Genomic DNA, 24,414 nt, shown 5'->3' on the forward strand with positions numbered 1-24,414 from the left:
GTTTTTATTCTGACCGGCTGAACTCGACGATGTCAAGACTCAGTGGATGAGGAACCCGCCGTTGATGTCCACCACGGCACCGGTGATGAACCCCGAGTGCTCCGAGCAGAGGAAGGCGATGAGGTCCGCGACATCGCGCGGCTGACCGAGTCGACCCACGGGGATGCGGCCGACGAGGTCGGCGATCCCGCCGACCATGTCCGTCTCGATGAGACTCGGCGCGAGAGCGTTCGAAGTGATCCCGAACGGCGCGTACTCCGTCGCGATCGCCTTGGCGAGCGCCATCACGCCCGCCTTCGAGGCGCCGTACGCGGCGGCCGACTTCGTACCGCCGGTGATGCCCGCGCTCGAGCCCAGGGTCACCACGCGGCCGTAGCCGGCCTCCCGCATGAGGGGGAGCACGGCTTGCGCGACGAGGAACGCTCCCGTGAGATTGACCCCGATGCTGAGGTTCCACGACTCGAGCGAGGTCTGCTCGAACGGCTCGATGCGGAAGATGCCCGCGGCCTGAACCAGGACGGCCGGCACCCCGAGCTCGGTGTGCACACGCTCGACTCCCGCGCGAACGCTGCCGGGGTCGGTGACGTCCATCTGCACGCCGAGGCACCCGGGAACGTCCGGCTCGCGCACGTCGACCACGGCGACGCGCGCGCCGAGCCCGAGCAGTGTCTCCGCCGTGCGCCGGCCGATCCCGCCCGCGCCACCCGTCACGATCGCGACGCGGCCGTCGAATCCGTCTAGCTCCACCGCAGGTCCTTCCTTTCTTGTGGTTCCGCCCGCCGTCTTCGGCCGGGCCCTAGTACATGAGCTGTCCGCCGGACACGTTGATGATCGACCCGGTGACGAACGACGACGCGTCGGAGGCAAGGAAGAGCACCGCGCCCGCGAGCTCGTCGGTTCGGGCGAGCCGCCCGAGCGGGATCATCGACAGGAAGGAGGCCATCGCCTCCTCGGACATCCCCTCGCGCATCATCGCGGTGTCGACGCCGCCCGGCGCGACCGCGTTGACCCGGATGCCGTGCGGCGCGAGTGATCTCGCGAGGCCCTTGGTGAGCGTCGCGACGCCGCCCTTGCTCGCGTTGTAGACGACCGAACCGCCGAACCCGCCCGTCCACCAGCCCTGCGACGAGAACGTGACGATGGCACCCGGGGTATCGGCGTCGCGCAGCGCGCGGCTCGCGGCGCGGGCGAGGAAGAACGTCGCCTTGAGATTGACGTCGAGCTGGGCATCCCAGTCCTCTTCCGTCACGTCGTCGATGCTCGAGTTCCGGCGTAGGACGGCGGCGAGGTGGGCGAGCGCCCGGAACGGCGCGAGCTCGTTCGCGGCCGCGAAGACCCCGGCGTGCGCGTCGAGGTCGAGCAGATCGAGCTCGAGGGCGCGGTGCGGCCCGCCCGGAAGGCCCTCCACGACCGATGCGACCGGCGAGCCGGGAACGTCGACCGCCACGACGTGGGAGCCCGCCTCGGCGAACGCCCGGGCGACGGACCGCCCGATCCCGCCGGCCGCGCCCGTCACGACGACGCTGCGTCCCGCGAGTCCCGAATCACTTCTCCAGTCCATGGCTCTCCCCTTCTCTCTCGGTCGTCTCGTCTCCGATGACGAGCACCGTGCGCAGCACCCGGCCGGCCCTCAGGTCGTCGAGCGCCGCGTCAGCCTCGCGCAGCGGCCGTCTCGACCGGGTCAGATGATCGGTGCGCAGCGCCCCCGCCCGCACGAGGTCGAGCACCTCGGCGATGTCGTCGCGGGTGAAGCCGCGACTGCCGAGCAGCGCCAGCTCGCGCCAGATGAGCTCGGTGGCGGCGACCGCGAAAGGCTCCTGCGATACCCCGACGAAGACCACTCGCCCGCCGGGTCCGGCGATGTCGATCGCGAGCCTGTCCATGGCCGGGTTCTCCCCGACGCATTGCAGCACGACATCGATCGGCCCGCCCGCCGCGTCGACGACGGCGCCCGCACCCGACGCCGAGTCGATCGTGACCGCGGCGCCGAGGTCGCGCGCCTGCTCGAGCTTCGCGGCGCTCCTGCCGACGGCGACGACGTGGGCACCGAGGTGCCGGCCGATCTGAACGGCGTTGCTGCCGATGCCGCCGACCCCGACCACGGCGAGCGTCTCGCCGGGCTGCAGGCGGGCGATGCGGGTGAGTGCGTGCCACGGCGTGGCGAGAGCGTCGGTGGCGACCGCGACGACGGCGGGGTCGAGCTCCGGCTCCACCGGCACGAGCGTGCTCAGCGGCCGAGTCACGTACTCGGCGAACGCCCCGTCGACGTCCACGCCCATGCGCCGGATGCCGGGGCCGAGGTTCTCCCGGCCGCGATCCGTCCACGGCTGCTGTGCTCCGTCGATGTAGTACAGGGCCACCTGGCGGCCCACCCAGCTCTCGTCGCCGGGGTCGCCGACGGCGATCACACGGCCGGCCGCCTCGTGCCCCGGCACGACGGGGAGCTTGTCGCCGAAGCCGCCCTCCTGGAGGAAGACGTCCGAGCCGCACACGCCGCACGCCTCGACGCGAACGAGTGCCTCACCCGCCGCAGGGGCCCGGACTTCGAGCTCGACGGGGTCGAGACGCGCACGGTCGGGGCGCATGACGAGGGCGAGGCCGCTCGACGGGAGCGGCGTCATCCGGATCCCGGCATGCGGAAGACGGTCGGGTCGGGCAGGTCCACGGCTCCGTGGGCGCGCGAGCCGAACTCGCTCGGCTTGGTGCGCCCGCTGCGCGTGTACGCCTCCTCGGGGGCGGCGGTCGGGTCCTTGTACATCGTCCACTTGCACTTCGGGGGAGCGCCGCTGTCGTCCACCGCGCCATACACGGGCGGGTCGACGACGCGAACGGGGTATCCGAAGCGGTCCATGGGCATGTGCTCCATGAGGATGATGCAGTGCGAGCAGTAGAGGCAGACGCCCTTCTGGTAGTGGTTCCAGTCGCGCTCCTCCTCGGACACGCGCCACTCGTAGGGGGGTTCCATGCGGGCCGGGGTCCCCTCGATGGGGTCGCCCCGCAGCGTCCGACCGCCCGATCCGCACGGATCGAACTCGAGCTCGAAGCGGTCGGCGTACTCGGCGAGCTCGAAGTCGCCGGTGCGCTCCGGGCCGACGAGGTGGCCGCGCATCGCCTCGCACGAGACGTAGAGCAGCGTTTCGAGGCCCTCGTCCCACGGGTGCTTGTCGATGTCGAACTTTTCGTAGCGCCAGGCGAAGAGCGGCAGCAGCACTCGCTCGTACATCCGAGGGATGGCGTCATCGCCGTACCGGGCCGCGGTCTCGCTCATGTAGCAGTAGGTCTTGTCGACGTCGCGATCGTGGGTGCGGCGCCAGACCTCCTTGGCCTCGTCGAGCCGCTCGCGAACGGAGCTCGCGTCGCGGGCGTCGACGGCGGCGATCACCTCTCCGATGAGGGCGTTGAACCGCTCCCACTCGGCGTGGGTGTCGAACGCACTCCCGTCGGGCATCACGGTGAGCTCGTCGAGCCGCGCCCGGATCGCATCGAGGTCGGTCTCGCTCGTGCCTTCGTCGCGGAGGAAGCCCTCCAGGTCGGCGAGCCACTGCCGGTAGAGCTTCCAGCACACGGCCGCCTCGTCGACGAAGTAGGCGGCGAGATCGCGCGCCCCGTCCCAGTCTCCTGCTTCGCTGCACTCGATGATGCGGCGGTAGGTCGAGACCTTCTGGTCCTCCCAGCTGCCGAGTCGAACCCGGCGGCCGAGGATGTCAGAGAACCCCATCGTTTCTGTCATGGTGCGACCCTAGCGTCTGGGACCAATTAGCTGCAATGGGTTCTGGAAAGGATTCTAGTTTTTCTGCCGAGATCAGTACATGAGCAGGCCGCCGCTGACGTTCACCGTCGCACCGGAGACGAATGAGGCGTGATCCGAGACAAGGAACACGGCCACCGCCGCCACCTCCTCCGGCGAGCCCATCCGGCCGAGAGGGCACGCCGCCGCCGTCGCCGCCATCGTCTCGTCCGTATTGCCGCGGGACTGCATCGGCGTGTCGATCTGACCCGGCGCGATGCAGTTGACGGTGACGCCGGCGGGGCCGAGCGAGCGGGCGAAACCCCGCGTCAGAGCGACGACGCCTGCCTTCGAGGCGACGTACGCGTCGCTGCCGAGGATGGGGCCGGACTGCCACGCGATCGACGAGAACGTGACGATCCGTCCGCCACGCCCCCTCGCCTCGAGCGCCTCGCCCACCGACCGGACGAGGAAGAACGTGCCGCGCAGATTGACCTCGTGCTGGGCATCCCAGCTCTCGGGCGTCACCGCCGCGACCGGCTCGCGCCGCAGCAGGGCGCCGGCGTGGACGAGCCCGAGGAATCCGTCGTCCGCCGCAGCGCCGACCGCCGTCCCGATCGCGGCCGGATCCGCGAGGTCGAGGGGCAGGGCACGGTGGCCGTCGCCCGGCAGCGCCGCGAGCACGCCGGCGAGATCGGCGGCGGGATGGTCGGATGCCACGACTCTCGCGCCGCTCGCCGCGATCGCCACCGCCACGGCGCGGCCGATGCCGCCGGCCGCGCCGGTGACGAGCACCGAGCGCCCGTCGAGCCCTGCGCCCAGAGCGGGCCCGGTCACGGCAGTCGGTAGTGCTCGAGCACCTCGACAATCGGCTCGACGCCGATCCCGGGCGACGTGGGCACGGCGACGAGGCCGTCCGCCTGGCGGATGGGCGTGGCCACGAGCTCGTCCTGCATGGGGTTCGGTTCGGGCTTGAGCTCCTGCAGCAGCGTGCGGTCGGTGGAGGCCGAGAGGGCGAGCGAGACCGCCGTGTTCACGGCGCTCGACCACGCGTGCGAGTTGAACCAGCGGCGCTCGCGCTCGACGAGCGAGATCACCTGCAGCGCTCCGGTGACGCCGCCGACGCGGCCCACGTCGCAGCCGACGACGTCGACGAGGCCGTCCGCGAGCACCCCCTCGTAGCCGTGCACGTCCCACTCCCGCTCGCCCCCGGCGAAGAGGCACGTCGTGTGCTGGCGCAGTGTCGTGAGCTCCTCGGAGTGGTCGGGCTCGAACGGCTCCTCGATCCACGTGAGGCCGAACTCCTCGAAGCCCTGCACGCGGCGGATGGCTTCCTCGAGCGTCCACGTGAGCTTCTTGCCGCGGTCCATCATGATCATCGCGTCCGGGCCCGCCTGCTCGCGCAGCCGCCGCACGAAGTCGATGTCGCGGTCGACGTCGTAGCCGAGTCGGGCATCCCCGCGCTTGCCCATGCCGATCTTGAAGCCGCGGAACCCCTGCTCGGTCACGAAGCGGCCGTGCCGCTCGGCCTCGAACTGGAGGTCGGCGTCGAACGCGTGCGTCGATGCGATCGCGGGGATGCTGTCGCGGCGCGCGCCTCCGAGAAGGTCGACGAGGCTCACCCCGAGGAGCTTCCCCTTGAGGTCCCACAGCGCGATGTCGACAGCGGAGAGGGCGAAGGAGTAGATGCCGCCGCGGTGCCCGAACCACCAGCCCTCGTCGACGAGGTCGCGCCAGAGTGCGACGTTGGCGAGCGGGTCCCGGCCGACAAGCAGCTCCCGCATCCCCTCGATGAGTTCGACGGTCGCGCGACTGGCCGCGGGGAACATGGTGATCGCCTCGCCCCAGCCCTCGGCGCCGTCGCTCGACCGGATGCGCACGAAGACGAGGCAGCGCAGGCCCATCGAGTCGTTCGGCTCGGGGTACTGGACGGCGAAGGTGTCGATCGACGAGATGGTCGTGCTCATGGGGCTCCTTGCGGGACGAGGGCGGGTGCGGGGAAGGCCGGCGGCAGGTCGGCCACGGTGACCCAACCCGGCCGAGCCGCCACCACGCGGTCGACCGAGTTGGAGATGAGGGCCCGCGAGCCGGCCTGGGAGCCGAGCCCGGGGGAGAGGGAGCAGTCGAGGTCGCCGTCGCCGACGCGCTCGAGGCGGATGCGGTCGCCGCTCGGGATGCCGTGGGCCGCGAGGTCCACTCGCCCGACGAAGTGGGCGGAGTACCACTCGGCGCCGTCGGGACCGCGGGCGATGTAGTGCTGGTCGATGCCGGTCGTCAGCCCGTCGGGGCCCACGACGGGCTCGAGCCTCGCCTCCACGTCGTCCACCAGCCTGCCCGTCGCCGCCGCGACCACCGCGATCGACTGCGGGAAGCCCGCGTGGCCGAGGATTCGCCCGTCGGCGAGGCGCTCGCGGAACTGCCGCTCGGTCACGCCGAGTCCGAGTCGACCGGCCACTGCCGGGCCGAAACCGCCGAGCTCGACCCGGCGCTCCACCTCGATCCGCGATACCGCCCCCGCCGCTCCGAGGAGCGTCAGAACGAGCGCGTCGAAGACGAAGCCGGGGTTGAGCCCGGCTCCGAGGATGCTCACCCCGCGCTCGCGGGCGAGCGAGTCGAGCTCGTCGGCGAGGCCGGCGTCGACGCTCCACGGGTGGGCGCATTCCTCGGCCGAGACGAGCACGTTCGACCCGGCCCCGACCGCGGCGCGGATAGCGGGGGCGACGTCCACGAGCCGCGTCGTCGTCGCGACGATGACGACGTCGGCGCCGCTATCGAGGGCGACGGGGAGGCGGTCGGATCCGACCGGGCCGGTCAGGCGCACGTCGGCCCGCACGGAGAGCGCGTCGGCGACGCCTCGACCGAGCTGTCCGTCTCCGGCGATGGCGACGTGGATCACGGCGATTGTCCTGTCCGCGGAAGCAGCGGCGCTCCCGAATCGTTTCCAGAAACTCTAGGGCGACGCGCCGCCGACGGTCAATGGCGTTGACGAGCGAGCGCCTCCGCCCTATTCTCGAAACGATTCCAGGAACGAAGGGACCCAGCGTCGTGACCCAGATGCGGTTGAGGCAGGCGATCGTCGCCGCCCTGCAGGACGAGATGCGCTCCGACCCGAGCGTCATGATCATGGGCGAGGATGTCGCCGTCGCGGGAGGCCCCTTCAAGACCTCCGAGGGACTTCTCGAGGAGTTCGGGCCGAACCGCGTGCGAGACACGCCCATCTCCGAGATGGCCTTCACTGGTGCCGGCGTGGGCGCTGCGATCGCCGGGCTCAAGCCCGTCGTCGAGATCATGTTCATGGAGTTCCTGGGCGTCGCCCTCGACCAGCTCGTGACCGGCGCCGCGAAGATGCGCTACCTCAGCAAGGGCCAGGTGTCCGTGCCGCTCGTCGTGCGGGCGTCCGTCGGCAGCGGCTCCGGCTTCGGCTCGCAGCACAGCCAGACCCTCGAGAACTGGGTCACGTCGACGCCGGGCCTCACGGTCGCGACCGTGAGCACCCCGCAGACCGCGTACGGCATCATGCGCGCCGCCGTCCGCGACCCCGGACCCACGATCGTGCTCGAGCCGCGCGCCCTGTATGCGGTGCGCGGGCCCGTCGAGCGGGGGGAGTCGGGCATCCTGCGTCTCGGCAAGGCGCTCATCGCCCGGCCCGGCTCCGCACTCACGATCGTCGCGATGGGCCAGACCGTGACGACGAGCCTCGCGGCGGTCGAGCAGTCCGGCATCGACGCCGAAGTCATCGATCTGCTCACGCTCGCCCCCTGGGACCGCGAGACGGTGCTCGAGTCGGTCGCCCGCACCGGGCGTCTCGTCGTCGTCGAGGAGGCGCCGGAGTCCGGCGGGTGGGGGAGCGAGATCGTCGCCGCCGTCACTCGCGAGCTCTTCTCGAGCCTCGCCGCGGCACCGTTCCGCATCACCGCGCCGAACGCGCCAGTGCCCTATAACCGCGAGCTCGAGGCCCGGTTCCTTCCGCAGCCCTCCGAGATCGCGCGCCAGCTCACCTCCTACCTCGCCACCGACTCCGTACCCGCCCCCTGGTGGGTCGCCGAAGGGATCCACCATGACTGAGGCCACCCTCGCCACCTCGGCCTCCTCCGTCGAGCGCCGCGCCGATCTGCGCGCGGGCGCCGTGCAGCGGTTCGAGCGGATCGTCGAGATCCGCGGCTTCGAGGAGCGCCTCAACGTGCTCTTCGCGAGCGGCGCGATCCACGGCACTACCCACCTCGCTCTCGGGCAGGAGGCGCTCGCCGTCGGGCTCGCGACCGAGCTCGAGCCCACCGACCTCGTGACCGGCACCTACCGCGGGCACGCCCTCGCGCTCGCGCTCGGCATGTCTCCGCGCGCCGTGCTCTCCGAGATCATGGGCAAGGCGGAGGCGCCGACCGGCGGTCTCGGCGGGTCCATGCACCTGTGCGACATGGCCATCGGGCTCCTCCCGACGTTCGCGATCGTCGGCGCGGGGCTCCCGGTCTCGGTGGGCGCCGGGCTCGCGTTCCAGTACCGCCAGGAGCGCCACGTCTCGGTCGCCCTCTTCGGCGACGGCTCGACCAACATCGGCGCATTCCACGAGTCGATGAACCTCGCCGCCATCTGGAAGCTGCCGGTCGTCTTCGTGTGCGACAACAACGTCTACGGCGAGTACAGCCGCATCAACCTCACGACGCCGATCGAGGACCTCCACCTCCGCGCCGCGTCGTACGCGATGCCGTCCGCGGTCGTCGACGGCATGGATGTCCCGGCGGTCCGCACCGCGGTCGCCGAGGCCGTCGAGCGCGCCCGCTCCGGCGGCGGTCCGACGTTCATCGAGGCCAAGACCTATCGCTTCGCGGGTCACTCGCGGGCCGACACGGCGCCGTACCGCCCCGCGGGCGAGCTCGAGCACTGGCAGCAGCGGGACCCGGTGCTGCTCGCCCGACGCGCCCTCGAGGCGGAGGGCATCCTCGACGCAGCGGCGATCGCCGACCTCGAGTCGCGCGTGGGCGCCGCCCTCGACGAGACGATCGAGACCGTTCGCGAGCTACCGGAGCCGGCGCTCGCCACCATGTTCGACAACATCTGGACCCCCGGAGAAGGAGCAGCACGATGAGCGAGTCGCGAGTGACCATGCCGCGCGTGTCCGAGACGATCGACGAGTTCTACGTCGTCGAGTGGCTTGTCGCGGAGGGCGAGCCCGTCGCCGCCGAGCAGGTGCTGCTGCGGGTCGAGACCGACAAGGCGATCGTCGATGTGCCGAGCACGGTCGCGGGCACGCTCGTGAGCCAGCTGGTCGCCGTCGACGCCGAGGTCACGACCGGCTCCGACGTCGCTGTGATCGAGACGACGTAGCAGCTAGACGACCGGGAACAGCTCTCCGACCGGTACGCCACCGCCGAGCACGGGCTCGGTGACGGCGAGTCGCACGCGCTCGGCATCGGCCGGATGCACGGTGCCGTACTGCGCGAGGAGGGACAGCGCGACGGGGGCGAGCGGCCGCTGAGAGCCGTCGAGAACGCGGATCGCGACGGCGGTGCCGTCCTCCTCGCCCGCGACGAACACGCCCTCGGCACCGCTCTTCGCCACGATCCCCAGCTCCTCGATCACCGTGCGCACCGTGCGGTTGTCGAGCGCCCACGGGAATCGGCGGATCGCCTCCGCGAGCCGCGCGCTGTCGTCGTCGGCCCCGCGCACGACCCGGCCTATCCCTCGCGCGAGGCCGCGCAGCGTCACGGCGTGAACGGGCGCGCCGCAGCCGTCGACGCCGGTGTGCAGCACCGTCTCGCCGGTGAAGTCCTCGACCGTGCGCCGGATGAGCAGTTGCAGTGGATGCCCGGGGTCGAGGTAGTCCTCCGTGCTCCAGCCGTTCACCGAGCACGCGAGAAGGAACGCGGCGTGCTTCCCCGAGCAGCCCATGAAGACGCGCTCGGGCCTGTCGGCCGCGCGGCGGGCGGCCGGATCCGACGGCCAGTCGGCGGGGCACTGCAGGGCGCTCTCGGTCAGGCCCGCTCGGTCCAGGATGCTCCGCACGACGCGCACGTGCTCGGAGGTGCCGACGTGGCTCGCCGCCGACAGCACGAGCTCCTCGTCCTCGAGGCGAGCGCCCGCCCGCCGGACGGCGACCGCCTGCATGAGCTTGAGAGTCGATCGGGGGTAGAGCAGCGCGTCGATGTCGCCGTGCTCGGCGAGCACTTCGCCACCGGGGTCGAGAACGACGGCGGCGCCGCTGTGGCTCGACTCCCGCAGTCCCGATCGCTCGACGACGGCGAGCTCCACGGCCCCGGCGGGCCGCAGCTCCCCGGAAAGACCTCGCGTCACAGAGCGGCGAACGCCTCGTCGATGACGCCGAGGGCGTCGGCGAGCAGCTCGTCGCTGATCGCGAGGCTCGGCAGGAAGCGCAGCACGTTGCCGTAGGTGCCCGCCGTCAGCAGCAGCACGCCCTTCTGGGCGGCGAACGCCGCGATCGAGGTCACCGCGGCCGCGTTCGGCTCGTGCGTTCCCGGCTGGACGAGCTCGATCGCGATCATCGCGCCGATGCCGCGCACGTCGCCGATCACCGGGTACTTCGACTGGAGCTCGGTCAGTCCCGCCGTGAGGACCGACTCGATGCGCTTGCCCTCGGCGAGGAGTCCGTTCGACTCGATCTGGTCGAAGACCGCGATCGCCGCGGCGCACGAGACCGGGTTGCCGCCGAAGGTGCCGCCGAGGCCGCCGGGCTGCGAGGCATCCATGATCTCGGCGCGACCGGTGACCGCGGCGAGCGGCAGCCCGCCCGCGATGCCCTTCGCGCTCAGCACGAGGTCCGGCACCCAGCCGAAGTGCTCGGCCGCGAAGTAGGCGCCGGTTCGGGCCATCCCCGCCTGGATCTCGTCGGCGATCATGACGACGCCGTTAGCGGTGCACCACTCCTGCAGCGCCGGCAGGTAGCCGTCCGCCGGCACCATGAAGCCCCCCTCGCCCTGGATGGGCTCGACGACGAGGCACGCGAGGTCCGCGGCCCCGACCGTCTTCTCGAGGTAGGAGATCGTGCGCTTCGCGGCCTCCGCCCCCGACAGTCCGTCGTGGAACGGGTAGGAGCTCGGCGCGCGGTAGACGTCGCCCGCGAGCGGTCCGTAGCCGGTCGCGTAGGGAGCGGCCTTGAAGTTCATGGCCATTGTGAGGTTCGTGCGGCCGTGGTACGCGTGGTCGAGCACCGCGACGCCGTTGCGACCGGTGTACTTGCGTGCGATCTTGACGCCGTTCTCAACCGCCTCGGCGCCCGAGTTGACGAGCACGGAGCGCTTCTCGAAGTCGCCGGGCGTGTGCTCCGCGAGGAGCTCGGCGACGCGAACGTAGCCCTCGTAGGGCGTGATGGTGAAGAGCGTGTGGGTGAGCTCGGCGACCTGCTCCTGCACGGCGGCGACGACGGCGTCGTCCGTGTGGCCGATGGTCGTGACCCCGATGCCGGCGCCGAGATCGATGAACTGGTTGCCGTCGACGTCCACGAGGATCGCGCCGTGCGCTCGCTCGATGTACACGGGCAGCGCGGCGGTGACACCGGGCGGGACGACCTTGAGGCGACGCTCGTGGATGGCCTGGGACTTCGGGCCCGGGATGGCCGTGACCACCCGTCGTTCCTGGGGCACGGACGCTGCGGTGGTCTCGAGGGTGTCAGTCATAATGAAGCCCAGTTTATTCGCCTTCGGGCCCGACCGAGAGGGCGGCGACGTGAGATCGGACCACGAGTACCGCATTGGCGTGGAGTGGACCGGCAATCGCGGGTCGGGCACGGCGGGCGCTCGGGCGTTCGGGCGCGATACCGTCATCACGGCGGAGGGCGTGCCGGGCATCCTGGCGTCCGCGGACCGCCCCTTCCACGGGGACGCGGACCGCTGGAATCCGGAGCTCCTCCTTCTCGCCTCGCTCGCCCAGTGCCACCTGCTGAGCTACCTCTATGTCGCGACGAGGGAGGGCGTCGTCGTGGAGTCCTACCGCGACGCTCCGACCGCGACGCTCGAGACATCGCCCGACGGCTCGGGGCACATCACCGGCGCGACGCTGCGTCCCGTCGTGCGGATCTCCGCGGGCGACCCGGATGCCGCGCTCGCGCTCCACGAGGCCGCGGGCCGCTTGTGCTTCATCGCCGCATCGGTGGCGTTCCCCATCGCGCACGAACCCGTGATCGAGGTCATTGAGAGCTGACGCTCACGCTACCCCCAGCCGGAGTAGGGAAAGATGGGGGAGACATTCCGCACCCGCCCCCAGCGACACCGACGAAAGGCTCCTCGTGCGCGCAGCATTGCCCCTCTTCCTCTCCGCCGGACTGGTGGTGAGCCTCGCCGCATGCTCGCCGGCGACGACGACGGATGCCTCGGGCTGCACGCCCGCGCCGTCCGGCTCGAGCTCGAGCGGGGTGAAGGCCTCGGGCGACTTCGGCTCCAAGCCGGACGTGGATGTGCCCTTCCCGACGTCCGTGGACTCCACACAGCGCAGCGTGCTCATCCCGGGCGACGGCGAAACCGTCGAGAACGGCGACACCGTCGAGATCGAGTTCACTCTCTTCAACGGTGAGACAGGGGTGGAGCTGTCGTCCACGGAGTACGCGGGAACCCCGACCGAGTTCCCCGTCGACGAGGCCCAGCTCCTGCCGGGCATCGTCAAGACGCTCGAGTGCTCCACGGTCGGGTCGCGAGTCGTCGGCGTCATCCCGGCGATCGACTCGTTCGGCGACGCGGGCTCCGAGCAGCTCGGGGTCGCCGCCGGAGAGGACATCGTCTTCGTCGCCGACATCATCGCGATCGCCCCGCCGGTCGAGCCGGCCCTGCCGCGCGCCGACGGCGAGGACCAGCCGCCCACGGAGGGCTTCCCCACGGTAGTGCTCGACGCCGATGGCCGCCCGACGATCACGATCCCGCCGACGGCGCCGCCGACGGACCTGCAGATCGCCGTGCTCAAGAAGGGCGATGGCGCGGTCGTCGCCGACGGCGACGACGTCACGGTGCACTACGTGGGCATGAACTGGAACACGGGCGTCGTGTTCGACGAGAGCTGGGCCCGCGGCGAGCCCGCGACGTTCAACACCGCCCAAGTGATCGAGGGCTTCACGAAGGCGCTCGTCGGCCAGACCGTCGGCTCGCAGGTCATCGTCATCATCCCGCCGGACTACGGCTACGGCGCGGCGGGCAGCGGGGACAAGATCGGCGGCACCGACACGATCGTGTTCGTGATCGACATCCTCGGCATCGCCTAGGCCCTCCGTGCGCGACGTCATCATCCTCGGGTCCACCGGGTCGATCGGCGTCCAGGCGCTGGACGTGATCGCCGCGAACCCCGACCGCTTCCGGGTGGTCGGGCTCGCGGCGGGCTCGAACCGGGCGGCGGTCGCCGAGCAGGCGGCCGCATTCCGGGTCGAGCACACCGCGTTCGGTGCGGAGGAGTCCGCCGCGCTCGTCCGCGACGTTCGCGCGGACGTCGTGCTCAACGGGATCACGGGGTCGGTCGGCCTCGGCCCCACCCTCGCCGCGCTCGAGTCGGGAGCGACCCTCGCCCTCGCCAACAAGGAGAGCCTCATCGTCGGCGGGGAGCTCGTGACCGCCGCCGCCGCGCCTGGTCAGATCGTTCCGGTCGACTCCGAGCACTCGGCGATCGCGCAGGCACTGCGGTCGGGGACGCCCGAGGAGGTCCGGCGGCTCGTCCTCACGGCGTCCGGCGGCCCGTTCCGCGGAAGGTCGCGGGACTCGCTCGCCTCGGTCACCCCTCGGGAGGCGCTCGCCCACCCGACGTGGGACATGGGCCTCGTCGTGACGACCAACTCCTCCACGCTCGTCAACAAGGGGCTCGAAGTCATCGAGGCGCACTTGTTGTTCGACGTCCCCTACGACCGCATCGACGTGACGGTGCACCCCCAGTCGATCGTGCACTCGATGGTCGAGTTCGTCGACGGGTCGACGATCGCCCAGGCGAGCCCGCCCGACATGCGGCTGCCGATCTCGCTCGGCCTCGACTGGCCGAACCGCGTCGCCGGAGTCGGCGCGCCCCTCGACTGGTCCACGGCGAGTCAGTGGACCTTCGAGCCCCTCGACGAGGCGGCCTTCCCCGCCGTCGCCCTCGCCAAGCGAGTGGGGGAGGCGGGCGGCACCTACCCCGCGGTGTTCAACGCCGCGAACGAGCAGGCCGTGCTCGCCTTCCACGAGGGCAGGGTCGGCTACCTCGGCATCCTCGACACCGTCGAGCGAGTCGTCGACTCGCACGACGGCGGCGAGCTGACGCTCGAGGGGGTGCTCGAGGCGGAGCGGTGGGCCCGCCGGGCAGCGGACAGCCTGTTGTCAGCGAGCGCCGGATAGTCTGACCGCCGTGGACACCGTTCTGCTCTACATCCTGGGCATCCTGATCATCCTCGTGGGCCTGGCGATCTCGATCGGTCTGCACGAGGTCGGCCACCTGCTGCCGGCGAAGAAGTTCGGCGTGCGGGTCAGCCAGTACATGATCGGCTTCGGGCCGACGCTCTTCTCCTGGCGACGCGGCGAGACCGAGTACGGCATCAAGGCGCTTCCGCTCGGCGGCTACATCTCCATGGCCGGGATGTTCCCTCCCACCCGCCCCGGAGGCCGGTCCCGCACCGCCACTACGGGCCTCTTCGACACGCTCGTGCAGGATGCCCGCTCGGCGAGCGCCGAGACCCTCGTCGACGTGGACGAGAGCCGGGCGTTCTACCGACTGCCGGTGCTCAAGCGCATCGTCATCATGCTCGGTGGTCCGACGATGAACCTTCTGCTCGGCATCCTGTTCTACGCGATCGTGCTCTGCGGGTTCGGCCTGCCCCAGCTCTCGACGACGATCGGCAGCGTCAACGAGTGCGTCATCCCCGCGACGAGCGAGAACCAGGAGTGCGGAGCGGATGACCCGGCCGCGCCCGGCCTCGAGGCGGGCCTCGAGCCCGGAGACCGCATCGTCTCCATGAACGGCACCGCGATCGAGTCGTGGGATCAGGCCACGCAGATCATCCGGGAGTCCCCGGGCGAGCAGCTCGCGATCGTCGTGGACAGGAACGGCAGCGAGGTGTCGCTGACGGCGACTCCGCTGCTTTCGGAGCGCTACGCGCTCGACGAGAACGGGGCGATCGCCGAGGACGAGAACGGCGACCCCATCACGCAAGAGGTCGGCTTCCTGGGGATCGGAGCAGCCCTCGAGAACGTGCGGCAACCGGTGACTGCCGTGCTGCCCGCCGTCGGCGACAATATCGCGCGCGTGGTCGGCATCGTGATCACCCTCCCTCAGCGTCTCATCGACGTCGCGGAGGCCGCCTTCGGCCCCGAGGAGCGCGACCCGAACGGCCCGATCGGGGTCGTGGGCATCGGCCGGATCGCGGGGGAGATCACGAGCCTCAACTCGATCGCGGTCGCGGACCGCGCGGCATCCCTCATCCAGATCCTCGCGTCGCTCAACGTCGCCCTCTTCGTCTTCAACCTCATCCCGCTCATGCCGCTCGACGGCGGGCACGTCGCGGGGGCGGTCTGGGAGGCCATCCGGCGCGGTGTCGCCAAGCTGCGCGGAAAGCCCGATCCCGGGCCGGTGGATGCGGCGCGGTTCATCCCGATCACGCTCGCCGTCTCGGTGGTGCTGGGCGCGATGACGCTCCTGCTGATCTACGCGGACATCGTCAAGCCGATCTCCATCCTCTAAGCCGTAGGCTGGTGGGGTGCCAGCAGTCAATCTCGGTATGCCGAAGGTCCCCGAAACCTTGAGCCCCCGCCGCAAGACCCGCCAGATCCACGTCGGCAAGGTCGGCGTCGGCAGCGACTTCCCGGTGAGCGTCCAGTCCATGACGACGACGCAGACGACCAACATCAACGCGACACTCCAGCAGATCGCCGAGCTCACGGCCACCGGGTGCGACATCGTGCGCGTCGCGGTGCCGCACCAGGACGACGCCGACGCGCTCAAGATCATCGCGGCGAAGAGCCAGATCCCGGTGATCGCCGACATCCACTTCCAGCCGCGCTACGTATTCACCGCGATCGACGCCGGCGTCGGTGCCGTGCGCGTCAACCCGGGCAACATCAAGAAGTTCGACGACCAGGTGGGGGCGATCGCGGCGGCGGCCAAGGCGGCCGGCGTGAGCATCCGCATCGGCGTCAACGCGGGATCGCTCGAGCCGAGCCTCCTGCAGAAGTACGGGAAGGCGACGCCCGAGGCGCTCGTCGAGAGCGCCGTGTGGGAGGCGAGCCTCTTCGAGGAGCACGACTTCCACGACTTCAAGATCTCGGTCAAGCACAACGACCCGATCGTCATGGTCAAGGCGTACCGACTCCTCGCCGAGCAGGGCGATTGGCCGCTTCACCTCGGCGTCACGGAGGCCGGCCCGGAGTTCCAGGGCACGATCAAGTCGGCCACCGCCTTCGGCATCCTGCTGTCGGAGGGGATCGGCGACACGATCCGCGTCTCGCTCTCGGCGCCTCCCGCGCAGGAGGTGAAGGTGGGCCTGCAGATCCTGCAGTCGCTCAACCTCCGCGAGCGCAAGCTCGAGATCGTCTCCTGCCCGAGCTGCGGTCGTGCCCAGGTGGATGTCTACACCCTCGCGAACGACGTGACCGCGGGCCTCGAGGGCATGACCGTGCCCCTTCGCGTCGCCGTCATGGGCTGTGTCGTCAACGGCCCGGGGGAGGCGCGCGAAGCCGACCTGGGCGTGGCGAGCGGCAACGGAAAGGGCCAGATCTTCGTCAAGGGCGAGGTCATCAAGACCGTGCCCGAGGCCGACATCGTGGCGACCCTCATCGAGGAGGCCAACCGGCTCGCCGCCGAGATGCCGGCCGGCGCAGTGGGATCGCCGCAGGTCGTCACTAGCTGATTTTGCGCCCCGTGAAAAGAGGGTGAACAGATCAGTATTGAATGAGTATCATGATGGCAACGACGAAGACGTCGTAGTCGCTGGGCCTGGATCCGTAGCCTGCCACGCGAGTAGCAGGGTTGACGCAGTGACCAACTTGTGGGGAGTTGGGCATGGCTGGAAACCGCAGGAGAACAACTGGATATCGGGCGCAGAAGGTCGCCGCGATCGCGGCTTTCGGGATCGTCCTCCTGTCGGGCGCTGGCGTCGCATCGCTCGCCGCCTGGACCGACACGGAGTGGGTTCAGGGCGGTGTCGGAACCGACCCGGGCATCTCGACGAGCGTGTTCCGCATCCAGCAGAACACGACCACGGGCTCGACCGGCTGGGTCGACGAGCCTGACTCGCCCGGTGGCGTCATCGCGTTCGTCGACGCGAGCGGACTGACCCCCGGCGACACGGCGTACGGCTTCGTCCGCCTCCGGACGGTGGATGACTCGCTCGCCGGCACCGTCACCCTCAACGAATCGGCGCTCGCGGGCGCGAACTCGCTGTACGGCGCCCTGCGCTACGGCGCGGGCATCGTCGCCTCGACGGCGGAGTGCTCAGCGGCCCAGTTCGGCGCCGGAGACGACGGGCTCGTGCCCTTCGATACAGCCCTGTCGGCCGATGTCGCGCCGACGTTCTCGATCGCCGCGGATTCGAGCGCCGAGCGCATCGTGTGCTTCGCGGTCACCCTTCCCGCCGGGTCGCCGTCGACCCTGCAGGGCCTCACCACGACCCCCGAGTGGTACTTCGAGGCCGAATCGAGCTAGCGGCGATGACCGCCACAGTCTCCCGCCCCCGCCACCGAACTGTCGTGAAACGGATCCACGACAGCTCGGGAAGCGGGGGCGGGGGTTCACCCCTCGCCACCACGCGGGCCGCCCTCGTGGTGGTGCTCGGCGTGGTGGGGCTCGCGTGCCTCGTGCTCGCGGCGCTGCCCCTCCTCGGCTTCCGGCTCATCGTGCTCACGACGGGCTCGATGTCACCGGGGCTCCCGGCGGGCTCGCTCGTCGTCGCCCGCGACGCCCCCGCCTCGGAGATCGCCATCGGCGACATCGTCACCGTGTACCGGGATTCCGCTCCGCCCGTGACCCACCGGGTGATCGCCCTCGAGCCGGTGTCGACGGGTTCGTCCGCTCGCACCGTCACGATGCAGGGCGATGGCAACTCCAGCCCGGATCCCGAGCCGTACGTCGTCGACCGGGTGGGCATCGCCGCGCTTGCCGTGCCGTGGGGCGGTCAGCTCGTCTTCGCGATGCGCTCGCCGTGGGTCATCGTCGGGGCGTCGATCGCGATCGGCCTGCTCGTGCTCTGGACCTGGTGGCCGAAGCAGGAGTAGTCAGATGCGGCGGGGGAGGACGGCTGCTGCCGCCGGGTACGCCGCAGGCGGCCTTCTCGTCGTGCTCGGAGCGCTCGGGGTCTCCGCTGGCGCGGCGGCGGACGCCCACATCGACGACGGTGCTCCGGGGATGCTCTCGCTCCAGGCATCCGACCTGCCCGAGTGGTCGCAGCAGATGCAGCCCGGCGACTCCGTGCTCTGGCCGATCTCCGCGATGCTCGAGGTGTCAGGGCCGGGGGAGCTCTCCGTGGAGGTGCGTCATTCGGGCTCTCTCGCTGACGATCCCCAGGGCCTCCGGTTGACGCTGCGCGAGTGCGGGAGCGAGTGGATCGCCGATGAATGCCCGACGGGTGCGGTAACGGTCGTCGAGGGCCGTTTCGCCGACATCGAGAGCGGCTCCGTGGTCGACCTCGGGGAGATCGAACCAGGGGGCGGCCCGTTCTTCCTCGCCGAGCTGTCTATACCGGACACGATGCCGGTCGAGCTGCAGGGCGCCGAGGCCACGATCGCGCTCGGGTTCACCGCCTCCGGAGATACGGCGACCGTCACGGTGCCCGGGGGGCTGCCGAACACCGGCGCGAACCGACTGGCGCCGCTCGCGATCGGTGCGGGCGTGGTGCTCGTCGGCCTGAGCCTCGCTCGTCATCGCGTCCTCCGGCGGGAGGCACGGTGATGAGGGCGGATCGGGCGTGGTTCGGCGCGACGATGGCGGCTCTGGGCGCCCTCGTCCTGCCCCTCCTCGCCACTCCATCGGCAGCGTCGTGGCACGACCGGGAGTTCGATCGCGGTTCGCTGGCCTCGGCGTCGTGCTCGACGGGGCACGTCTCGAGCGCGAGCGGCCAGGTGCTGAGCGGGAGCATCCTCTCGACGACGCTGTCGTCCATCGCGTCGGTGAACGGCGCCACCGCATCGAGTCCCGGCTCGGGTGCCGCGGTGTCGTCGGCCAACCCGCTGTCGGTGTCGGCGCTCGGCTCCATCAACACTCAGCTCGGGGGAGTCCTCGCCCTCGACACCGGGGCGCAGGCCGGAGTGCTGCAGCAGTTCGCCGAGGCCCGTCCCACGGGGTACTCCGCCGGGTCCGCGGGAGGCGTGAGCGACTCCGGCGCGATCTCGCTCGTCGCCCCGGCGGCGGGCGGCACCGTGCCGCGCTTCGCGACCGTCCAGCTGGGCTCCGTGCTCAATCAGCTCGTGGGCGGCGGTCTCGGCGGCGGAATCAGCGGGCTCTCGGATGCCCGGCTCACGATCGGGGCCCTCGCGAGCTACGCCACGCTCGACGGCTGCGCCGCCGACTGGTCGGGCTCGGTGTACTCCGCCCTCGTGCGGCAGTACCTCGTCGCCGGGCTCGGTGCGACCCTCACGTCGCCCCGGGTGTCGAGCATCGTCACGACGACGAACTCGGGTGCCGCCTCGATCCGGTCGTCGGTCGCGGCGGTCGCGGGTCAGAGCGGGCTGATCAACTCCATCTCCACCGCGACGCTCAGCGCGCTGTCGTCGACTCTGTCCGGCTTCGTCGTCGGCACTCCGACGACGACGCTCGCGCTCGACATCTCCCTGTCGGGGCTCGCAACGAACCTCGCCACGCCGATCAGCGACGCCGGGGGGATCGCCTCGATCGATCTCGGTGCCGGAACCGTCACCGTGGATCTGGCCCGACTGCTCGGTCCCGCCTACCAGAACTCGGTCGGACTGAACGGGCTCGCGCCGAACACGCAGCTCCTGCTGAACTCGACGGCGATGTCGGCTCTCACGACGGCGGTGAGCAGCGCGCTCACGTCGTGGATCACGGGAGTGAGTACGACGGTGAACACGGCGGCGGGCATCCTCGATGTCGATCTGAAGGTGGTCCTCCCGATCTCGGTGGCAGTCGCGGCTCTCGGGATCACGGTGCCGGTCGGCACCGTCACGGTCTCTGCGAGCCACGTTCGGCTCGACCAGCTCATCGCGGGGACCGCACCGATCTCGGTGACGACCCAGTTGTCGCCGCCGAGCTGCGCCGGCATCACCGGCGGCATCATCTGCGGCGTCGTGAATCCGCTGTTGACCGGGCTCACGTCAGCGGTGTCCAGCCTCTCTCTGAACGGCACGTTCGGGCCGGTCGTGGGCGGCCTGATCAGAACGGCGGTGACCCCGGTACCCGGGCTCTCGGCGCTCGTGACCGCGCTCACCTCTGACGCCAACGCGCTCGCCTCCTTCCTCTCCACCGCGCTGTCCGCCCTGTTCGGACCGAGCGCGCTGGTCTCCCTCGTCGTCAACGCTCAGAACTCGCCCGATCCGGCGCAGGCGAGCTCGCCCGCGGGCACCCCGCCGGGCTGGAGCGGTGTCGCCGCGCCGTCGACCCGCCCGTACCGCACCGGGCAGTACTCGGTCGCCGCTCTGCGCCTGGTGACGCTCGGGGTCACCTCCGGCGGTGTCGCGATCGACCTCGCTCGCTCCACGGTGGGGTCAAACGGCCCCGTGGGCTAGAAGTAGCATGGAGGCCGTGTCCACACGCCTCTCCCAGCTCTTCGTCCGCACCCTTCGCGAGGACCCGGTCGACGCCGAGGTCGCGAGCCACAAGCTGCTCGTGCGCGCCGGCTACATCCGCCGCCAGGCCCCCGGCATCTTCGCGTGGCTGCCTCTCGGACTCAAGGTCCGGCGCAAGATCGAGGGGATCATCCGCGAGGAGCTCGAGGCGTTCGGCGCCCAGGAGGTGCACTTCCCGGCGCTTCTTCCGCGCGAGCCCTACGAGCTCACCGGCCGATGGACCGAGTACGGTGACGCGCTGTTCCGGCTCAAGGACCGCAAGGATGCCGACTACCTGCTCGCCCCGACCCACGAGGAGGTCTTCACGCTCCTCGTGAAGGACCTCTACTCGAGCTACAAGGACCTGCCGCTGTCGATCTATCAGATCCAGGACAAGTACCGCGACGAGGCCCGGCCCCGCGCCGGGCTGCTGCGCGGTCGCGAGTTCTCGATGAAGGACAGCTACTCGTTCGACTACACCGACGAGGGACTGGATGCCTCGTACCAGGCCCACCGAGACGCCTACGAGCGGATCTTCCAGCGCCTCGGACTCGAGTACGCCATCGTCAAGGCGGACGCCGGTGCGATGGGCGGGTCCAAGAGCGAGGAGTTCCTCCACCCGACGCCGATCGGCGAGGACACGTTCGTGCGCAGCGCCGGCGGCTACGCGGCCAATGTCGAGGCCTTCCGCACGCTGCCGCCCGCGCCGCTGCCGATCGACGGGCTTCCCACGGCGATCGTCCACGACTCCCCGAACACGCCGACGATCCAGACCCTCGTGGACCTGTCGAACGCCCAGTTCCCGCGCGAGGACCGGCCGTGGGAGGCCGGTGACACGCTCAAGAACGTCGTGCTCGCCCTCACCCACCTCGACGGGTCGCGCGAGCTCGTCATCGTCGGGATCCCCGGCGACCGCGACGTGGACATGAAGCGCGCCGAGGTCGCCTTCGCGCCCGCCGAGGTGGAGGCGGCGACCGAAGCCGACTTCGCGAAGCACCCCGGTCTCGTGAAGGGCTACATCGGCCCCGGGTTCGCCGAGGCGCCGGTGCTCGGCGAGACGTCGGCGACGGGCATCCGGTACTTCCTCGATCCGCGGGTCGTCGACGGCACCTCGTGGGTGACGGGCGCCAACCAGCACGAGAAGCACGTCTACGGCCTCGTCGCGGGCCGCGACTTCGTCGCTGACGGCGTCGTCGAGATCGCCGACGTCCGTGCCGGCGACGAGGCCCCGGATGGCTCCGGCCCCGTCGAACTCGCGCGCGGCATGGAGATCGGTCACGTGTTCCAGCTCGGCCGCAAGTACGCGGAGGCGCTCGGCCTCAAGGTGCTCGACGAGAACGGGAAGCTCGTGACCGTGACGATGGGCTCCTATGGCATCGGCGTCACGCGCATCATGGCGGTCATCGCCGAGACGAACAACGACGGCAAGGGGCTCATCTGGCCCAAGAACGTCGCGCCCTTCGACGTCCACGTGATCGCGGCGGGCCGTGAGGAGGTCGTCTTCGCGACGGCCGAGGCGCTCGTCGACTCGCTCGAGGAGAGCGGCTTCGACGTGCTCTTCGACGACCGGCCCAAGGTCTCGCCGGGCGTGAAGTTCGGCGATGCCGAACTGCTCGGGGTGCCGCTCATCGTCATCGTGGGCCGGGATGCCGCCGAGGGCCGCGTCGAGCTGTGGAACCGCGCGACGGGCGAGCGGTCGAGCGTGGGTCTCGACGAGGTGGGGGCGGCGCTGCTCGCGCAGTAGGTCAGTCGGCGAGCCCGAGGTCGTCGCCGAACTCGGTGCGGATGCGCTCGCGGATCGCGACCAGGTCGGGCTCATTCCAGAAGAACGCGAGTTTCTGGGCGGCGACGCTGTCGCCCTCGGGCTCGTCCTCGAGCACGAAGGTCATGAACGACTCCGCGATGTCCTCGACGACGTTCGTGGCGGCGTAGTCGCTCACGAAGTCCTCCTCGTGCTCGAGGTAGAAATCCCACGCGGCGTCCGCGTCGTCGTTGTCCGCGTCGGGTGCGGCGTCGCCGTAGGGCGACCAGAAGCGCTCCTCGAACGCGACGAGGAGCGAGTCGGGCTCCGGGCATCCCTCGCTCAGCTGGAAGGTCTCGCACGTCGAGGTCTGCTCGCCGATCTGCGTCGTGTCGAGGGTGATGATGTGGGCGTACTCGTGGATCAGGGTCGCGATGAGCTGCTGGCTGTCCGAGCTCGTCGCGAGGTTCGCCGCGAGCACCCAGTAGTCGGGGTCGTCGGTCTGGTACACGTAGGCGAGCGTGTCGCTGTCGGGCGCGTCCCCGGCCCGGTACTCGGCCATCACCTCCGCGGCGAAATCGAGCGTCGCCACGCGCACGAAGGTCTCCCAGACCTCCGCGGTGAGCCCGTCGGCTTCGGGGTCGAGCGAGCCGTCGTCGAGCACCGTGTACACCTCGACGGTGCCGAAGTCGTCGTCCTCCTCGACGATCGACCGTCCCTCGCCGGCGTGGAGGGAGGGGGACTCCGTGATGAGCGCGATCGCGACGGCCCCTCCGCCGACGAGCAGGAAGAGCACGGCGGCGACGGCGATGGCGATTCGGGTGCGCATGTGCCTAGCGTAGGGGCGCGACGACCGCGAGACGCAGGGATGCCCGAGCCGGCCCTCCGGTAGACTGTGCGGGTACTGCCCACACCTGAATACTGCGGAGGCCCTCGGTGGACATTGACCTGAGCGTGCTGCGCCTCATGGAGCGCGAGCGCGAGATCCCCTTCGAGGAACTCGTCCAGATCATCGAGCAGGCCATCCTCACGGCCTACCTCAAGCACGTCGGCGAGACGGAGGCCAGCGGTGCGCGCGTCGTTCTCGACCGCAAGACCGGGCACGTGAGCGTGTGGGTGCCGGAGCTCGACGACGAGGGCGCGGTCATCGGCGAGGCCGAGGACAGCCCGAGCGACTTCGGCCGGATCGCCGCGTTCGCGGCGAAGCAGGTCATCAACCAGCGCTTGCGCGACATCGCGGACGACCAGGTGCTCGGGGAGTTCAAGAGCCGGGAGGGCGACATCGTCGCCGGAATCATCCAGCAGGGGCCGAACCCCCGCATGATCCACGTCGACCTCGGTACCGTCGAGGCGATCCTGCCGCCCGAGGAGCAGGTGCCGGGCGAGGAGTACGCCCACGGCTCGCGCATCCGCGTCTACGTCACGTCCGTCAGCAAGGGGCTCAAGGGACCGCAGGTGACCGTGAGCCGCACCCATCCCGCTCTCGTGCGCAAGCTCTTCGCCCTCGAGGTTCCCGAGATCGCGAGCGGCATCGTCGAGATCACGTCACTGGCCCGAGAGGCCGGGCACCGCACGAAGATGGCGGTCCGCGCCACCGAGCCCGGGGTCAACGCCAAGGGGGCGTGCATCGGCGAGCTCGGGCAGCGCGTGCGGGCTGTGACCGCGGAGCTCAACAACGAGAAGATCGACATCGTCGACTACTCCGACAACCTCGCGACCTTCGTGGCGAACGCCCTCTCGCCCGCCAAGGTGTCGAGCTCGTTCGTCATCGACGAGTCCACGAAGGCCGTCCGCGCTCTCGTGCCCGACTACCAGTTGTCGCTCGCGATCGGCAAGGAGGGGCAGAACGCGCGCCTCGCCGCGAAGCTCACGGGCGCCCGCATCGACATCCAGCCCGACAGCATCCTCGAGGGCTAGGCCCGATCGGGAGCTGCCGAAGGGGTAAGATGGTTCCTGCACGAACGTGCCTCGGCTGCCGTTCTCGCGATGACCGGTCCGCTCTACTGCGGGTCGTGGAGCGCGAGGGACGAGTGGTCCCGGATCCGTCCGGGAGCCTCGCCGGCAGGGGAGCGTGGGTGCACCCCACTGCGGAGTGCGTCGATGCCGCCTCGAAGCGCCGGGCCTGGTCCCGCGCGCTGAGGTCGGCGGCGGCTCTCGACGCGGAGCTCGTGAGTGCAGCAGTCGATTGCCCGTCGGGCCATCCGGAAGAACAGGCTGATTGACCTATGGACAACTAATGAGCGGCTCGAAATGAGACCCGTCCACTAATCGCCTGCCCCTGTCCT

Annotated in this window: 25 protein-coding genes; 15 read left to right on the forward strand and 10 right to left on the reverse strand. The window is 70.5% G+C overall.

The window, feature by feature from the left end:
• Window positions 1–39: 39 nt before the first annotated feature.
• The 7 genes from Q5716_RS04930 to Q5716_RS04960 form a co-directional block, all read right to left on the reverse strand.
• Window positions 40–747, reverse strand: coding sequence for an SDR family NAD(P)-dependent oxidoreductase (locus Q5716_RS04930; protein ID WP_305001976.1), 708 nt, complete (start codon window positions 745–747; stop codon window positions 40–42).
• A 49-nt stretch (window positions 748–796) separates the two neighbouring features.
• Window positions 797–1,561, reverse strand: a complete 765-nt coding sequence (locus tag Q5716_RS04935) for an SDR family NAD(P)-dependent oxidoreductase (RefSeq protein WP_305001977.1) — start codon at window positions 1,559–1,561, stop codon at window positions 797–799.
• The gene (locus tag Q5716_RS04940; protein WP_305001978.1) at window positions 1,545–2,621 is read right to left on the reverse strand and encodes an alcohol dehydrogenase catalytic domain-containing protein; all 1,077 of its coding nucleotides are present in this window, start codon (window positions 2,619–2,621) and stop codon (window positions 1,545–1,547) included. The genes Q5716_RS04935 and Q5716_RS04940 overlap by 17 nt, the downstream gene beginning before the upstream one ends.
• A complete protein-coding gene (locus Q5716_RS04945) occupies window positions 2,618–3,730 on the reverse strand; it encodes a hypothetical protein (RefSeq protein WP_305001979.1) in 1,113 nt (370 codons plus the stop codon). Before Q5716_RS04945 ends, Q5716_RS04940 begins: the two co-directional genes overlap by 4 nt.
• A 72-nt stretch (window positions 3,731–3,802) precedes the next feature.
• Window positions 3,803–4,564 (reverse strand): SDR family NAD(P)-dependent oxidoreductase, encoded by a 762-nt coding sequence (locus Q5716_RS04950; protein WP_305001980.1) that lies wholly within the window; start codon window positions 4,562–4,564, stop codon window positions 3,803–3,805.
• Complete coding sequence (locus Q5716_RS04955; protein ID WP_305001981.1) at window positions 4,561–5,694, reverse strand: mandelate racemase/muconate lactonizing enzyme family protein; 1,134 nt, start codon at window positions 5,692–5,694, stop codon at window positions 4,561–4,563. Before Q5716_RS04955 ends, Q5716_RS04950 begins: the two co-directional genes overlap by 4 nt.
• Window positions 5,691–6,623 carry a hypothetical protein gene (locus Q5716_RS04960; RefSeq protein ID WP_305001982.1) on the reverse strand — a complete coding sequence of 311 codons (933 nt, stop codon included), beginning with the start codon at window positions 6,621–6,623 and terminating at the stop codon, window positions 5,691–5,693. Before Q5716_RS04960 ends, Q5716_RS04955 begins: the two co-directional genes overlap by 4 nt.
• A gap of 158 nt (window positions 6,624–6,781) precedes the next feature.
• Between Q5716_RS04960 and Q5716_RS04965 the strand changes: the two genes are divergently transcribed.
• Genes Q5716_RS04965 through Q5716_RS04975 form a run of 3 tightly spaced genes read left to right on the forward strand, consistent with a single transcriptional unit; the run spans window position 6,782 to window position 9,049 of the window.
• Window positions 6,782–7,792: an alpha-ketoacid dehydrogenase subunit beta gene (locus Q5716_RS04965; RefSeq protein WP_305002964.1), complete on the forward strand. Its 1,011-nt coding sequence runs from the start codon at window positions 6,782–6,784 to the stop codon at window positions 7,790–7,792.
• On the forward strand, window positions 7,785–8,810 hold the full coding sequence (locus tag Q5716_RS04970) for a thiamine pyrophosphate-dependent dehydrogenase E1 component subunit alpha (protein ID WP_305001983.1): 1,026 nt from the start codon (window positions 7,785–7,787) through the stop codon (window positions 8,808–8,810). The genes Q5716_RS04965 and Q5716_RS04970 overlap by 8 nt, the downstream gene beginning before the upstream one ends.
• Complete coding sequence (locus tag Q5716_RS04975; RefSeq protein ID WP_305001984.1) at window positions 8,807–9,049, forward strand: lipoyl domain-containing protein; 243 nt, start codon at window positions 8,807–8,809, stop codon at window positions 9,047–9,049. Before Q5716_RS04970 ends, Q5716_RS04975 begins: the two co-directional genes overlap by 4 nt.
• 3 nt (window positions 9,050–9,052) lie before the next feature.
• On the opposite strand, the gene Q5716_RS04980 is transcribed toward Q5716_RS04975, so the two are convergent.
• Window positions 9,053–10,015, reverse strand: coding sequence for an asparaginase (locus Q5716_RS04980; protein ID WP_305001985.1), 963 nt, complete (start codon window positions 10,013–10,015; stop codon window positions 9,053–9,055).
• Window positions 10,012–11,355 carry a 4-aminobutyrate--2-oxoglutarate transaminase gene (gene gabT, locus Q5716_RS04985; RefSeq protein WP_305001986.1) on the reverse strand — a complete coding sequence of 448 codons (1,344 nt, stop codon included), beginning with the start codon at window positions 11,353–11,355 and terminating at the stop codon, window positions 10,012–10,014. The genes Q5716_RS04980 and gabT overlap by 4 nt, the downstream gene beginning before the upstream one ends.
• A gap of 49 nt (window positions 11,356–11,404) precedes the next feature.
• On the opposite strand from gabT, the gene Q5716_RS04990 reads away from it, so the two are divergent.
• The 10 genes from Q5716_RS04990 (at window position 11,405) to Q5716_RS05035 (ending at window position 22,132) form a co-directional block, all read left to right on the forward strand.
• Window positions 11,405–11,878 carry an OsmC family protein gene (locus Q5716_RS04990; protein WP_305001987.1) on the forward strand — a complete coding sequence of 158 codons (474 nt, stop codon included), beginning with the start codon at window positions 11,405–11,407 and terminating at the stop codon, window positions 11,876–11,878.
• Between the two features lie 85 nt (window positions 11,879–11,963).
• Window positions 11,964–12,926 carry an FKBP-type peptidyl-prolyl cis-trans isomerase gene (locus Q5716_RS04995; protein ID WP_305001988.1) on the forward strand — a complete coding sequence of 321 codons (963 nt, stop codon included), beginning with the start codon at window positions 11,964–11,966 and terminating at the stop codon, window positions 12,924–12,926.
• A 7-nt stretch (window positions 12,927–12,933) separates the two neighbouring features.
• A complete protein-coding gene (locus tag Q5716_RS05000; protein ID WP_305001989.1) occupies window positions 12,934–14,019 on the forward strand; it encodes a 1-deoxy-D-xylulose-5-phosphate reductoisomerase in 1,086 nt (361 codons plus the stop codon).
• 10 nt (window positions 14,020–14,029) lie between these two features.
• On the forward strand, window positions 14,030–15,358 hold the full coding sequence (locus Q5716_RS05005; protein ID WP_305001990.1) for a M50 family metallopeptidase: 1,329 nt from the start codon (window positions 14,030–14,032) through the stop codon (window positions 15,356–15,358).
• 16 nt (window positions 15,359–15,374) lie between these two features.
• Window positions 15,375–16,523, forward strand: a complete 1,149-nt coding sequence (gene ispG, locus Q5716_RS05010; RefSeq protein WP_305001991.1) for a flavodoxin-dependent (E)-4-hydroxy-3-methylbut-2-enyl-diphosphate synthase — start codon at window positions 15,375–15,377, stop codon at window positions 16,521–16,523.
• Window positions 16,524–16,675: 152 nt separating this feature from the next.
• Entirely contained in the window at window positions 16,676–17,317 is a 642-nt protein-coding gene (locus tag Q5716_RS05015) for a hypothetical protein (RefSeq protein ID WP_305001992.1), read from the forward strand.
• A 44-nt stretch (window positions 17,318–17,361) separates the two neighbouring features.
• Window positions 17,362–17,886 (forward strand): signal peptidase I, encoded by a 525-nt coding sequence (locus tag Q5716_RS05020; protein WP_305001993.1) that lies wholly within the window; start codon window positions 17,362–17,364, stop codon window positions 17,884–17,886.
• Between the two features lie 4 nt (window positions 17,887–17,890).
• Window positions 17,891–18,559 (forward strand): hypothetical protein, encoded by a 669-nt coding sequence (locus Q5716_RS05025; RefSeq protein WP_305001994.1) that lies wholly within the window; start codon window positions 17,891–17,893, stop codon window positions 18,557–18,559.
• Window positions 18,559–20,349, forward strand: a complete 1,791-nt coding sequence (locus Q5716_RS05030) for a choice-of-anchor G family protein (protein WP_305001995.1) — start codon at window positions 18,559–18,561, stop codon at window positions 20,347–20,349. Before Q5716_RS05025 ends, Q5716_RS05030 begins: the two co-directional genes overlap by 1 nt.
• A 16-nt stretch (window positions 20,350–20,365) precedes the next feature.
• Window positions 20,366–22,132: a proline--tRNA ligase gene (locus Q5716_RS05035; protein WP_305001996.1), complete on the forward strand. Its 1,767-nt coding sequence runs from the start codon at window positions 20,366–20,368 to the stop codon at window positions 22,130–22,132.
• A gap of 1 nt (window position 22,133) precedes the next feature.
• On the opposite strand, the gene Q5716_RS05040 is transcribed toward Q5716_RS05035, so the two are convergent.
• On the reverse strand, window positions 22,134–22,958 hold the full coding sequence (locus Q5716_RS05040) for an NADH:ubiquinone oxidoreductase subunit 4 (chain M) (protein ID WP_305001997.1): 825 nt from the start codon (window positions 22,956–22,958) through the stop codon (window positions 22,134–22,136).
• Window positions 22,959–23,065: 107 nt separating this feature from the next.
• Here Q5716_RS05040 and nusA point away from each other — a divergent pair, with 107 nt between their 5' ends.
• Both nusA and Q5716_RS05050 read left to right on the forward strand, forming a co-directional pair.
• A complete protein-coding gene (nusA, locus tag Q5716_RS05045) occupies window positions 23,066–24,046 on the forward strand; it encodes a transcription termination factor NusA (protein WP_305001998.1) in 981 nt (326 codons plus the stop codon).
• Between the two features lie 29 nt (window positions 24,047–24,075).
• Complete coding sequence (locus Q5716_RS05050; RefSeq protein ID WP_305001999.1) at window positions 24,076–24,351, forward strand: YlxR family protein; 276 nt, start codon at window positions 24,076–24,078, stop codon at window positions 24,349–24,351.
• The last annotated feature ends 63 nt before the right edge of the window (window positions 24,352–24,414 follow it).

Source organism: Antiquaquibacter soli (assembly GCF_030580675.1).
GTDB lineage: Bacteria > Actinomycetota > Actinomycetes > Actinomycetales > Microbacteriaceae > Rhodoglobus > Rhodoglobus soli.